Source organism: Paenibacillus sp. NMA1017 (assembly GCF_058895805.1).
The window spans coordinates 287,144-300,757 of record NZ_JBZXYR010000002.1 but is presented as its reverse complement, the minus strand read 5'-3'; the positions used below and the strand labels follow the sequence as shown (position 1 = coordinate 300,757).

General features: G+C 43.8%; 12 protein-coding genes. 10 read left to right on the top strand and 2 right to left on the bottom strand.

All coding sequences use genetic code 11. The features are described 5' to 3' along the window. Positions 1–58: 58 nt before the first annotated feature. From recN to AC5ELV_RS06355, 7 genes are all read left to right on the top strand, one after another. Complete coding sequence (gene recN / locus AC5ELV_RS06385) at positions 59–1,777, top strand: DNA repair protein RecN (RefSeq protein WP_493429547.1); 1,719 nt, start codon at positions 59–61, stop codon at positions 1,775–1,777. A gap of 123 nt (positions 1,778–1,900) precedes the next feature. After that, positions 1,901–3,061 (top strand): SpoIVB peptidase, encoded by a 1,161-nt coding sequence (spoIVB, locus tag AC5ELV_RS06380; protein WP_493429546.1) that lies wholly within the window; start codon positions 1,901–1,903, stop codon positions 3,059–3,061. A gap of 216 nt (positions 3,062–3,277) precedes the next feature. Continuing rightward, positions 3,278–4,081: a sporulation transcription factor Spo0A gene (spo0A, locus tag AC5ELV_RS06375; protein ID WP_023989239.1), complete on the top strand. Its 804-nt coding sequence runs from the start codon at positions 3,278–3,280 to the stop codon at positions 4,079–4,081. A gap of 531 nt (positions 4,082–4,612) precedes the next feature. Then, positions 4,613–5,362, top strand: a complete 750-nt coding sequence (locus tag AC5ELV_RS06370; protein ID WP_493429545.1) for a class I SAM-dependent methyltransferase — start codon at positions 4,613–4,615, stop codon at positions 5,360–5,362. Positions 5,363–5,660: 298 nt separating this feature from the next. Further along, positions 5,661–7,361: a methyl-accepting chemotaxis protein gene (locus AC5ELV_RS06365; protein WP_493429544.1), complete on the top strand. Its 1,701-nt coding sequence runs from the start codon at positions 5,661–5,663 to the stop codon at positions 7,359–7,361. A 164-nt stretch (positions 7,362–7,525) separates the two neighbouring features. Next, positions 7,526–8,029, top strand: coding sequence for a hypothetical protein (locus tag AC5ELV_RS06360; protein ID WP_493429543.1), 504 nt, complete (start codon positions 7,526–7,528; stop codon positions 8,027–8,029). Between the two features lie 369 nt (positions 8,030–8,398). Further along, positions 8,399–8,803, top strand: coding sequence for a hypothetical protein (locus tag AC5ELV_RS06355; protein ID WP_493429542.1), 405 nt, complete (start codon positions 8,399–8,401; stop codon positions 8,801–8,803). 107 nt (positions 8,804–8,910) lie between these two features. Here the strand turns inward: AC5ELV_RS06355 and AC5ELV_RS06350 are convergent, their stop codons facing one another. Next, the gene (locus AC5ELV_RS06350; RefSeq protein ID WP_493429541.1) at positions 8,911–9,687 is read right to left on the bottom strand and encodes a sporulation protein; all 777 of its coding nucleotides are present in this window, start codon (positions 9,685–9,687) and stop codon (positions 8,911–8,913) included. A gap of 171 nt (positions 9,688–9,858) precedes the next feature. Further along, positions 9,859–10,455, bottom strand: coding sequence for a thymidine kinase (locus AC5ELV_RS06345; protein WP_254347456.1), 597 nt, complete (start codon positions 10,453–10,455; stop codon positions 9,859–9,861). Positions 10,456–10,663: 208 nt separating this feature from the next. On the opposite strand from AC5ELV_RS06345, the gene AC5ELV_RS06340 reads away from it, so the two are divergent. The 3 genes from AC5ELV_RS06340 to AC5ELV_RS06330 all read left to right on the top strand — a co-directional run bounded on the left by AC5ELV_RS06340 (position 10,664) and on the right by AC5ELV_RS06330 (position 13,613). Continuing rightward, positions 10,664–10,897 carry a hypothetical protein gene (locus tag AC5ELV_RS06340; protein WP_493429540.1) on the top strand — a complete coding sequence of 78 codons (234 nt, stop codon included), beginning with the start codon at positions 10,664–10,666 and terminating at the stop codon, positions 10,895–10,897. A 126-nt stretch (positions 10,898–11,023) separates the two neighbouring features. Beyond that, positions 11,024–12,445, top strand: coding sequence for a dihydrolipoyl dehydrogenase (gene lpdA / locus AC5ELV_RS06335; RefSeq protein WP_493429539.1), 1,422 nt, complete (start codon positions 11,024–11,026; stop codon positions 12,443–12,445). A gap of 139 nt (positions 12,446–12,584) precedes the next feature. Beyond that, positions 12,585–13,613, top strand: coding sequence for a thiamine pyrophosphate-dependent dehydrogenase E1 component subunit alpha (locus AC5ELV_RS06330; RefSeq protein ID WP_071641466.1), 1,029 nt, complete (start codon positions 12,585–12,587; stop codon positions 13,611–13,613). The last annotated feature ends 1 nt before the right edge of the window (position 13,614 follow it).

Sequence of the window (13,614 nt, the reverse complement as noted above, 5' to 3'; positions counted from 1 at the left end):
TTATAATGGCTACGCATATTAGGCGTTTTAATTTGTACATCATAGAGGTGAAAGAACGATGCTGGTCACTTTGTCTATACGGAATTTGGCGGTCGTAGAGGCCGTCGATGTTCATTTTTATAAAGGGTTTCATGTCTTGAGCGGGGAAACAGGTGCTGGTAAATCCATTATTATCGATGCGCTTGGGCTGATTGCAGGCGGTAGGGGCTCTGCTGATTTAGTGCGTTACGGTTGTGATAAAGCAGAGATGGAAGCCTTGTTTGAGCTACCGGTAAAACATCCAGTTTGGAATACACTGGAGGAACAAGGGATTAAGGCTAATGCGGAGGAACATCTGCTGATTCGTCGCGAACTTACGGTTCAGGGGAAAAGCTCTTCTCGAATTAACGGCCAGATGGTTAATTTAACGATGCTGCGTGAGGTAGGTGAGCAACTCGTCAATATCCACGGGCAACATGAGCATCAAAGCTTGCTACGAGCAGATCGCCATCTGACGCTGCTGGATACATTCGGTGATTCGGTCATCGGTCCGGTCAAAATGCTTTACCGGGAGCGTTACAATGCTTTTGTCAAAGCGGAAAAAGAGGTAAGAGAACTGCAAAGCTCCAGTCAAAAGGCTTATCAGCTTTTGGATATGTACCGATTTCAATTAGAAGAGATCGCTGCGGCGGAGTTGAAATTGGGAGAAGATGAATTATTGACAGAGGAACGGGTCAAGCTATCCCATAGTGAGAAAATGATGGATGGGATATCCGGAGCCTACGAACTGCTAAGCGGCAGAGGTGGACTGGATACGATCAATAACGTGTTGTCCAGATTAAACGATGTCCAAAGCTATGACAGCAAAAGCCTTCAGCCCATTGCGGAGCAGATTCAGTCTGCTTTTTACCAGTTGGAGGACGCAGCATTCCAATTACGTTCTTATCGTGAGGATATTGAGTTTAATCCAGGTAAGCTGCATGAAGTGGAGCAACGTTTGAATCAAATTACCGGATTACAGCGAAAATATGGTGATAGTATAGAGCAGATTTTGGAATACTATAGCCGTATTGAGCAGGAAACCGATCTGCTGGAAAATAAAGATGAGCGGCTGGAGCAGCTCATTGCAAAACGGGATGAGTTGCTTTCCGATTTGCTGGAGATTTCGGAAGAGCTTACAGAAGCACGTGAAATTTGTGCTGAAGAGCTTGCAGAGCAAGTGGAGCAGGAGTTAAAAGACCTGCAGATGCAAAGAACGTCACTCAAGGTGCGCATTGATCCAATTGAAGATCCACGCGGATATGAGTATAAAGGTCTGAAGGTAAGACCTACCAAGCAAGGCATTGATAATGCGGAATTTCTTATTTCCCCCAATCCAGGTGAGCCACTACGCCCACTTGGTAAGATCGCTTCAGGCGGTGAGCTATCACGTATCATGTTGGCGATGAAAAGTATTTTTGCGCGTCATGATCAAATTCCAGTACTCATTTTTGACGAGGTGGATACCGGGGTGAGTGGTCGTGCAGCTCAATCCATTGCCGAGAAGCTATATCGTTTATCTTCCGTTTGTCAGGTGTTTTCCATTACTCATTTGCCGCAGGTGGCATGTATGGCAGATCATCAGTACCTTATTGAGAAAAATGTTCATGATGGACGGACCATGACTCAAATTGAGGGACTTACGGAGGACGGGCGTGTCAAGGAATTGGCACGGATGCTGGGCGGCGTGGAAATTACCGAAAAAACATTGCATCACGCACAGGAAATGCTGAATTTGGCGGAAGGAAAGAAAGCCTGAAAAGAGCGGCTGGCGTAATGTTTAACAGTTATAAAAGCCTGGGGGCAAGGTTACCTTATAGGTACGCAATTGGCGACCACCTTTACTCGTCAAGCGAAAGAAGCAAAGGGAGCGTGACAGCCATTGAATTTTTACTCCAGGATCAAATTGCTCGGTCTTTTGCTTGTTTTTCTTATGTGTTCTATCGGTAACGCTCAGTATGTGCAAGCAGCGCTGCCTCCACAAGCTTCTTTGGATTTGTTCAGCTCTAAAAGCATGAGGACAACCCAAGAAAGTGTAGTTCCCGATTTAAAAGTATACCCGGGGGGACAGACGATTGGGGTCAAAGTAAAATCTTCAGGAGTGCTTGTCGTCGGTCACCATATCATTCAGGAAAGTAATGATCGTAAGGTGTCACCTGGTGAAACAGCAGGGATTCGCCTAGGGGATCGAATTACACACATGAACGGCAAGCCACTCAATAGCCTGGCAAGGGTTGCTGAGGCAGTAGACGAAGCAGGTAAGAACAAAAAACCGCTCGACATCACGCTTTGTCGAGGGGAGCAGACCATTTCCACCAAGTTAACACCAGCATATGATCAAGATGATAAAGCGTGGCGGCTTGGGTTGTATATTAGGGACTCGGCTGCAGGTGTAGGTACATTAACGTTTTACGCACCGGATCAGGGGGTATACGGGGCCTTGGGTCACGTAATTACCGATATGAATACCCAAACCCCTATTGTCGTGGGAAGCGGAGAGATTGTGCAGTCCAATGTGACGTCAATTGCGAAAAGCCAAAGTGGGGAACCAGGAGAAAAACGCGCTCATTTTCTCAAAGATCATCGGGTATTAGGAAATATTGAACGAAATACGAATTTCGGAATCTTTGGGAAAATGTCAGATGAGCCGCAATATGGATTGTATTCGACTCCTATTCCAGTGGCTCTTGCGAATGAAGTAAAGGAAGGACCAGCAGAAATTTTGACTGTACTGGAAGGTCAACAAATTCAGCGATTTCAGGCGGAAATTGTACACATTTCTCAGCAAGACAAACCAGCAACCAAAGGACTTGTGATTCGCATTGTAGATCCAAAGCTGCTGGATAAGACCGGGGGAATCGTGCAAGGAATGAGCGGTAGTCCGATTATCCAAAATGGTAAGCTTATTGGGGCTGTGACACATGTATTTGTGAATGATCCTAAATCAGGTTACGGTTGTTTTATCGAATGGATGCTGCGTGATGCAGGAATCATGCAGAATAACGTAAGCTTGAAATCATCTTCTGATCTTAAGGCGAGCTAGCGGCCTTAAGATTTTTTTGTCGAAAAGCAGGGGAATAGCTCAGAATTGCAAGATAAAGATTCAATTATAATAGAAACTATAAAAAAAATAAATAAAAATAATTTTCGACAGAAGGAATTCATAATTCGATGTCGAAATCATATACTCCGACAAGAAATATTTATATACTGTAAACAGATATCACAATGGAATATCACTCAATGAGGAGGAAGTACATTGCAAAAAATTGAGGTATTGTTGGCTGATGACAACCGGGAATTTACGAATTTGCTTGCTGAATATATTTCCGATCAGGAGGATATGGAAGTTACAGGAATCGCCTATAACGGCGAAGAAGTGCTCCAACGCATCGCAGAATCCCGCAACATACCTGATGTACTTATTTTAGATATTATTATGCCTCATCTGGATGGTCTCGGTGTATTGGAGCGTTTGAGAGAAATGAACCTGACTCCACAGCCGAAAATCATTATGCTGACTGCATTCGGTCAAGAAAATATTACACAGAGGGCCGTACAGCTCGGGGCATCTTATTATATTTTGAAGCCGTTTGACATGGAAGTGCTGGCTAACCGTGTTCGCCAATTGGTGGGACCGCAGTTAGTTAGTAGCAGTCCGGTGACCATTTCATCCATGCGATCCAACGTTGTACCTATGGGTAAAACGAAAAACCTGGATGCCAGTATTACGGCCATCATACATGAAATTGGTGTACCAGCTCACATCAAGGGCTATCAATATTTACGCGAAGCCATTACGATGGTGTACAATAATATCGAAATTTTGGGAGCCATCACCAAAACATTATATCCGGCAATTGCAGAAAAGTTCAAAACGACGGCATCTCGCGTAGAACGCGCCATTCGTCATGCTATCGAGGTAGCATGGACCCGTGGAAATATCGACAGCATTTCACACCTGTTCGGGTACACCATTAATATCAGTAAGTCCAAACCAACCAATTCAGAGTTCATAGCGATGGTGGCAGATAAGCTGAGAATTGAGAACAAGGTGTCCTGAAAGGGTCAGAATGATTGATGAAGCAAGGGATTCTTGTGTTTTGATGTTTGTCGATGCTAATTGCAGGGATGGCTTCTAATCTCTAAAACAGCCGTCCGAATACCGATAAACTTCTGAATAGTAGACCAACTAATACCGCCTATTTATTGGTTTTTCCAAAGACCAGTAAAGGAGCGGTATTTTTTATGAACGATTTTCAATTTCAACTGGACAATTTAGAGTTTTCTTAAATTATCGTTATTTCCATTGCTATCAGTGGTCGTTCTATCAAGCGAGAAAGTTGTAATGAATTATTATTGAACTATTGCTTGATCGACAAGCTCTATTAGAAATATAATTAAAACAATCTTTCAAATGAGGTGAATCGGATGTCATTCCGTATTATTCGAGGTATTTAGTTTCCGGGCTGGAAAAAACGCGTACCAGCCGTCAAGGGAGAAGTCTATCCTTTTGACTACAAAAACTAAAATTCTGAATGATATCGGTCTGCTAACTCGTAGTCTTTATCCTTAATTGGAAGGTGGAATAAAAATGAATTCAACAGAGTATAAAGAGTTTTATGATAAGGTTGGAAAAATCAACGGATGGGATTTCAGCCATGTGAAATGTTTCTCCAAAGGAGTAAAATGGGACTTCTACAATGAAGTAGCGAAGACATGCAAGAAGTCGGACATATTGCTTGACATCGGTACTGGCGGCGGGGAAGCAATTTTATCAATAGCAAATTTTGCATTACTTCTAGTTGGGATTGACCATTCCACCGGAATGATTGAAACAGCAACCAAGAATTCTGCTGAATCAGACATAGCCAATGTTCGTTTTATCCAGATGGATGCTGAAAATCTAAATTTTCCTGGGAACTTCTTTAATGTAATCTCTTCTCGACATTCATGTTTTTATGCAAAAGAAATAGCAAAGGTGTTAGTAAAGGGTGGTAGTTTCCTGACACAGCAAGTAAGCGAAAATGACAAATTAAATATTAAAGAAGCGTTTGGAAGAGGACAGGCATGGGGGATTAAGAAAGACTCGTTAAAAACTAAATATATTACCGAATTAAGTGATGCGGGCTTTAACGATATACAGTCATTTGAATTCAATGCAACCGAATATTATCAGACTCCTGCAGACTTAATATTCCTCTTGAAACACACTCCAATTATTCCTAACTTCGGAGAAAAAGAAATTGATTTTCAAATACTCCAACAATTTATTATGGACAATCAAACCGAACTAGGAATAAGGACAAATTCAGAACGATTTATGGTGATTGCTAGGAAGTAAAACATAAAGGGATACCCGTTTTTGGGTATCTTTTTTTTAAACCTAAGTTTGATGAGATAAGTGAAAAAAGATTTTCAACACCTCTCTCGCTATAAGACGGTACAATTGTTGGGGATTCTAAATCATAATACTCTCCAAGCGGTTTATAAAATAAACCTGAATCAGTTTGTACTAACCATTACGAAGAGAAATTTCCCTTTTGTAAACAGTTCTGAAATTCTCTTTAATTTTGATATAAACAAAGTGTCGATTCTTGTCGATATAGTATCTATTATATAGAGAACTGAGGAGCGAATATATGAAATTTAACATTCGAACAAAATTGTTATTAGGTTTTCTTGCGGTAATAATCCTGTTGGTTGTGATTAGTACGGTATCTATCTCAAGAATGAAAAAGTTAGGCGATACTTCGATGGAAATCGATAGCCATTGGATGCCAAGTGTGACTATCCTGGGGACACTTAATGGTGATGTATCTGATGTAGAGCGGATTTCATTAAACATTATTGTAGAACGTGATCCAGAGGAAATGGAGAAGGTTCAGGCCGAATATGATAAGGTTTTAAAAAAGGTTGAGGACGGCCGAAAAACATACGAAAAATTAATTGCTACCCCTAAAGAACGTGAAATGTATGAAGAATTCTCCAAAACTTATACTGAGTATCTGAATAAGTTGCCTGAAGTGATCGAAGCAGGTAAAGCTAATGATTACGCTCAATCAAGCATCCTTCATCAAGAGACCTATAAGTTATGGTATAGTTCAAACGATATGATCAGTCAGCTCATTAAATTGAATGCAGATGGATCTAAACAGACTACGAAAGAAGCTGTTGATAACTTTATTTCAGGGAGACAATTGGTCATCGTTTTGAGTATAGCAGCCGTTATATTAGCATTGATTATGGCAATCATCATAGCCCAAATTATTTCTAAACCTATCTTGCGAATCAGTCGTGCTGCTGAAAGTATCGCATCGGGTGATCTTACAAGTGAAGCTATCATTGTGAAGGGGAAGGACGAGATCAGTACGTTGGCACATTCCTTCAATGTCATGGTTGAGAACCTTCGTCAACTGATTCAATCTGTGAGTAAGACGACTGAGTTGGTAACCACTTCCTCAGAAGAATTGACAGCCAGCGCAGAACAAAACAGCCAAGCTTCTGCACAAATAACCGAAACGGTGCAAGAAGTAGCTACTGGAACAGGAGACCAGGTAGATATGGTGACGAAATCGTCCCAAGCTATTGAGGAAATGTCTATCGGTGTTGAGCAAATCGCCATCCGCGCGCAAAATGTATTCGCATCTGCGCAAGATGCTGCCCATAAATCGGCTGAAGGTAATCAGATGATTCAACAGGCAGTTTCGCAGATGAATGCCGTGAATGATTCCATGAATGGATTGGCAAATCTCATGGCTGGTTTGGGAGAGCGCTCAGACGAAATTGGCAAGATCATTGATGTTATCACCAATATTTCTAGTCAGACCAACCTTCTTGCCTTGAACGCTGCGATTGAAGCGGCCCGCGCAGGGGAACATGGTCGCGGATTTGCTGTAGTTGCAGGCGAAGTTCGCAAGTTGGCCGAACAGTCGGCTCATTCTGCTCAACAAATTACGGAGCTTGTGGGATTGATTCAAAAGGATACTACCCATGCTATTGAGGCGGTAGCGTCCAACGGGAAGGATGTCATGACAGGTCGTGAAGTTGTACAAAATGCGGGCGCATCTTTTGAACTGATTCAGGAAACCGTCAATAAAGTGGCCAGTGAAATTGAAGAGGTCTCTGCTGGATCGGAGCAAATGTCTGCAAGTACCGATGAGATAGTTGGCTTTGTTAAACAAATTTCAGCAATTGCTGAAGAGGCTGCAGCCGGGACACAGCACGTGTCTGCTGCGACTCAAGAACAACTGGCATCGATGGAGGAAATTGCTTCCTCTGCAAGAAACCTGTCCAAAATGGCAGAAGATCTGCAAGGGCAAATTGGTAAATTCAAAGTATAATTCATATACTGCTTTTTATGTTTCAGAGGAATAGCTGCTCTATTGTGAGCGGCTTTTTTCTGTTTTTTATTAATACTTTGCGATTAAAGAGTGGAGATAAGAAGAGCCTGTAATTGGAACGATATGATATAATGGTGGGAAATTCTTTGGGTTGGAGTGACATCATGGACCATAAGACTGAACTTAAAGCAAGTGATCTACGTCAGTTAGCGATAGATAAAATCATAGCTACACCATTTTTGAATGATTTTAAATATCTGAAAAGCAGAAAAGTTTTGAAAAAAGAAACCAAGGAATTTATATTTGAAATTTATTTTGGTGCGACTAAATATGGTGCATTAAAAATTTATATTATCGTGGAATCTAAAAAAATAAAAAAGAAGTATAGTACGGGGGCTTGTTTTCACAGTGAGTTGATTGCTCTGACCAAGAAATATACGGAAAACAGGGATTACCTTGTGTCCACAGAAGCAGAAAGAGAGCGGGTGATCCAAGAGATTATTGAAGATATCTACACTTTCGCGTTGCCTTTTTTCAAGCGATTTGAACATGTAGAAATACTAGCAGAACAAGTACATAATTCAGGTTTTTTACCGCATCGCAAACGCTTTGATAAGTTTAATCCGTTGACGGAAAGATTCATTGATTTTTATTATCAAGGGGAGTAATGTAGCCATCTGGGGCATTTTTGTTCTTGTTCTCACCATTGAGCAGTAGATAAGCATTTTGATAAGGAGAACGATTTCCATAGAGTAGATATTATCGTTTTTCAAAAGGATGATGTACAATTTGTAAAACGGTCAATGTACTCCTCAGGAAAAGATGATTTACCTAACATGCTCAATTTCTTGCTAAGAGGCGAGTCGGATGTTGCATTGGGGGGTACGGTTTTTATATGGGTAGACGACTGGACGAGCAGCACAGAGGCTGTACACACGGGTATATTTTAATAAATAAAACTATAGGCTAAGTCATCGCATTGAACGGGCTAGTGGTATTAACCCAATTGATTCTAAAGCAAAGGCGGGGATGAGAGCATGTGGAATAGTCTGACTTGGGTGTTCTTTGGTGCGTTGTTGGTGGCGTTGGGTTGGATTGTTAAAGCAAGGCGTAGTCGTAGCAGCAACAAACAAGTGAATGATCAGCGGGGCAGTAATGTCGTTGAATTTCGTCCTCGTAAGTCCGCTCGACAATCCCGCACCGGAAATGAATCTAAGCCTAAAGTGTCTTCCGGTTCACGCGCGAATGCAAAAGCAGCAGGTATTCAGGCCCAAACTGGATTTGGACTGTCTGACTCTATCCAGGGCACAGACAAGCAAAAATGCTCCTTTTGTAAAAAAGAAGACAAATTAACCTTCTATGCGGATGACAATGGATCGCTCTACGGGGTATGCAAAGAGTGTAAGCATAAGGCGGAAAGACAGGATATGTTGCCACTTTAGTCTATACAGACGATTGAGGACCATCATTATAGAAATCTTATAATTAAGAAAAACTCCCAACCGATGTAGAAAATTGGTTGGGAGTTTTTTGTTTGTGCTTTACATTGTTATCTAATTTGCCTGTCAATCAATTCCTCAAGCGCATCTGCTATGTGATCCGGTCCATAGGATAGCTCTTCCCGGCTTAAGCTCAACCAGGCATGACGCTCATCCATATCAAAGGCAGTCTCCAGCCAACCAGATAATCCTTTGCCCCTGCGGTCTACTTCTACAAGCACATGCACACCCTCGGGTTCCAACTGCATAATCAACTCCAGCTCCTCGATATCACGTGCATATTCTGATCCGGGCGTAAATTCAAATTCCTGTACGTACGGAACACCGCGTCCCAGCTTAGGGTGACGTTCGCAGGTGGAGGAGCGGAATCGGAAGCCCAACAGGTGAACCGCCTCAAACACTGTATTCATATAGGGATGTGGCTCGATTTTGAGTGAATCACGATCGGTCGGGTCTAAAGCCATGCCAATATCTAATGCTGTTTCCAGCCAGACGGGCTGTTTGGCGTGAGTAACAGGAGTTTCCAACGGCAATCTGAAGGAAAAAGGAATTTCAAGCTCCTGTCCTTGCTCTAGATGAAAGCCCTCAGATACCTTAATCCGTGCAATGCAGCAGGTGCTGGTAGTTTTTTTATCATCGTGCTCCACGATATATTCAGTCTTGAGCTCGATGTCAATTTTGCCGATTTCCTGATCAATTTTGCCGCCTTTGATGCGCATGATGCCACTAAGTTCTTCCCCAGGCACATATACGGCTTGATCCACCAGCGTATCGACTTTAGCTGAACCGATTCCTGCGCTTGCTAAGATTTTGTTAAAAAAACTCATTTTTTCGTCCCCCCAGATAATCTCATGGTCATGATATACAAACGAAAACTAAAAACTTGTACAGCTTAACCGGATATACGGGGCAATGGTTCGAATCGTTCCAAAAAAATGCAAGAAAAAAGTCACTGGTACTCACGTAGGTATATTGCAGCTTGTCGATCTATCTGTCCACTAATCGCAGTTCACTTTATGAGGAGGTATAAAGCAATTTCGACAACGAGGCTCATAAGCCTCAGAGTCGCCGATCATCACAATAGGTCCCACAGTGGAAGGTTTACCATTTACCATACGTTGTGTAAATACTGCTTCCGAGCTACCGCATACAGCGCAAAAGGAAGTCAGCTTCTCGATGTCATCCGCCATGGCGAGCAGACCACCGACATAGCCGAACTCCTTGCCTCGATAATCCAGATTCAGCCCATCGGCAATTACATGCTTGCCGCAATAAGCTAGCTCTTGTACGAGCGACATAATATGACGACTGAAAAACTGGACTTCGTCAAAGGCAACTACGTCGGCATCTTTTGTTTCTTGCAAAATACGCTGAACGAGCTCATCTGTAAGTTTTCTGGGGATAGAGATAGCGGGCAGCCGATATCCGATCCGGCTTACGATTTCGTCCTCGGCATAGCGGTTATCTTCAGCGGGTTTGTAAGCGATCACTTTACGATGCCCGTATTGGATTAGTTTTTGACAGCGGCGAATCAATTCGCCGGATTTTTCACTGAACATGGGGCCTGTAATAATCGTAATTCGTCCTGTAGGCAAAGCGAATTCCCCTCTCTGTAACATGTACATAACACTGTAAATCTTCTTCTCCGAAAGAAAACGCCATTATAGATTACCATAACCAGCCGCATACAGACTAGAGAAAATATATTGTTTTTTCGACATGTGTTGTATGTCTATTCCTAAAACGTAAATGTGGTCGTCATTGCTCTGCCGCCTCTGGCATGATATGGTGAAGCGTAGTGGAATGAAGGGAAGAGTGAAAGGCATGGACGAAAAAAATACGGATTATAGTGCCAAAAAAGGAGCATTACTGGAGCAAGGGCTGATCAGCCCGCAAGCTCTAGAACTCATCACTGAGCTGGAGACGAAGCTGAACTTTCTGCACAAGCAAAATGAATCATTTCGCAAGGCGCTGCGAGCCAAATCAGCACAAAGTCCAAGGATGTCTACCAAATTACGAGATGCGCTATATGAATGATATGGAAAGATATTTGGATTAAAGGATTAGCTTTTTTGTAGCCTATGCCTAAACGCTATATTTTGTACGGTGAAATAAAGAGAGTACAATAAGCTATATATAATCAATTGTTAATGGAGGAGAAACATGACTATACATTGTGATGTCGCTATTTTGGGTGGAGGAACCGGGGGGTATGTAGCAGCCATTCGTGCCGCCCAGCTAGGCAAGGAAGTGGTTATCATCGAAAAGGACAAGCTTGGCGGAACCTGTCTGCATCGTGGTTGCATTCCGAGTAAAGCCTTGCTGCGCAGTGCGGAAGTATATGCGACAATTAAGGAAAGTGCGCAATACGGCATTGAGACATCGGGGGCGCAGCTTGTATTTCCCAAGGTTCAGGAGCGTAAGGAAGCCGTTGTGGAGCAGCTGCATCAGGGCGTTCAATTTTTGATGCGTAAAAATAAAATTACGGTGCTGAGCGGTAAGGGACGCGTGATTGGTCCGTCTATATTTTCTCCAAAAAGCGGGGCAGTTGCTGTGGAACTAGAAGATGGTGAGATGGAGACGATTGTTCCTGCGCATCTCATTATTGCAACGGGATCACGCCCGCGTGTGCTGTCCGGACTAGAGCCAGATGGCGAATTTATTCTGAGCAGTGACGAAGCGTTAACGATGGAGGAGCTACCAGCATCCCTGATTATCGTGGGCGGTGGTGTGATTGGCGTGGAATGGGCTTCCATGCTAAATGATTTTGGCGTAGAGGTTACGGTGGTTGAAGCCGCGAATCGACTGATTCCCACGGAAGACGAAGACGTTTCGCGTGAAATGCAGCGCTTGTTAACCAAGCGTGGTGTCAAGGTGCTGACGGGTTCACAAGTGCTGGCTAAAACATACGGCAAAGATGAGGAAGGCGTACAGATTGACGTGCAAAAAGGGGAAGAAACCGAAACCCTCAGCGCTTCCAAACTGCTCATTTCTGTAGGGCGTCAGGCCAATGTGGAAAATATCGGGCTGGAAAATACGGATATCCGCGTAGAGCGGGGCTTTATCTCGGTTAATGAGCATTTGCAGACGAATGAACCACATATTTACGCCATTGGAGATTGCATCGGCGGCTTACAACTGGCGCATGCGGCGAGCCATGAAGGTTTGCAGGCGGTTCATCATCTGGCGGGCAAAGAGTTTCACAGTGTACCTAACCATCTGATTCCGCGGTGTATTTATACACGTCCTGAAGCCGCGAGCGTCGGCTTAACGGAGCAAGAAGCTCGTGAGCGTGGACATCAGGTGAAGACAGGGAAGTTCCCTTTTCAAGCTATTGGAAAATCGCTAGTATATGGCAGTCGAGACGGCTTCGTTAAAGTAGTAGCCGACGAGAAGACCAATGATATTCTCGGTGTACATATGATCGGTACGCATGTGACGGATCTGATCAGCGAGGCCGCTCTTGCGCAACTACTGGATGCTACGCCGTGGGAAGTCGGACAACTTATTCATCCGCATCCGACGTTGTCGGAGATTTTGGGAGAAGCGATGTTGGCCGTTGATGGACAGGCGATTGGCATATAAACGTTTCAATAAATCGGTGCTTTTCTTTTTGGGGAGAAAAGGATTATAATGGGGTTAGCTAGACTTTAGTACCAGGTTTTAAGACAAGATGGTACTAGGTACTGGAAGTAGGATGTTTGACACTTAAGGAGGTGCCTCAATGAGTTCTAAAGGCGCTGTAGACGCTGGCTTCAGACATGAACAGCTGGGACTTACTCACGGACAAGTTATTGATATGTACAGATATATGTTGCTCGCAAGAAGATTTGACGAGCGTAACATGCTCCTGCAACGGGCAGGGAAAATTAATTTCCACGTTTCTGGCATTGGACAGGAGGCGGCACAAGTAGGTGCAGCTTTCGGCCTTGACCGGGAAAAGGACTATTTTCTTCCCTATTATCGGGATTATGGATTCGTGCTTGCGGTAGGAATGACGCCGCGCGAACTGATGCTGTCGGCATTTGCCAAGGCAGATGATCCCAATAGTGGCGGTCGCCAGATGCCAGGACATTTTGGTAGTAAACGGCTGCGTATTGTGACAGGCTCCAGCCCAGTGACGACACAGGTTCCGCATGCAGTGGGTGTAGCTTTGGCTGCCAAAATGCAGAAGAAGGATTTTGTATCGTTTGTTACGTTTGGGGAAGGCTCCAGCAATCAGGGAGATTTTCACGAAGGCTGCAACTTTGCTGGTGTACAGAAGCTGCCAGTCATCATTATGTGCGAGAACAATCAATATGCGATATCGGTTCCGATTCATAAACAGTTAGCAGGCAAGGTAAGCGACCGTGCATTGGGCTACGGATTTCCAGGGATTCGAGTCGATGGTAATGATGCGTTGGCCGTATATGCGGCGGTGAAGGAAGCGCGGGAACGTGCTGTCCGCGGAGAAGGTCCTACGCTGATCGAAGCTATGATGTACCGTCTGTCTCCTCACTCTACCTCGGATAATGATCTGGCTTACCGGACCAAGGAGGAAGTGGATGAGAACTGGGCCAAGGATGGCGTAGCCCGTATGAAAAGCTACTTGATTGAATGCGGCATTTGGGATGAGGCCAAGGATGCGGATCTGTCGGCTGAGCTGCTGCTCGAAATCAAGGAAGCGATTGAATATGCGGATAATGCGCCTTTTCCAAAGCCCGAAGATACGCTGCTGCATGTGTATGCAGATAGCGATGGGGAGGGCCGGTAAC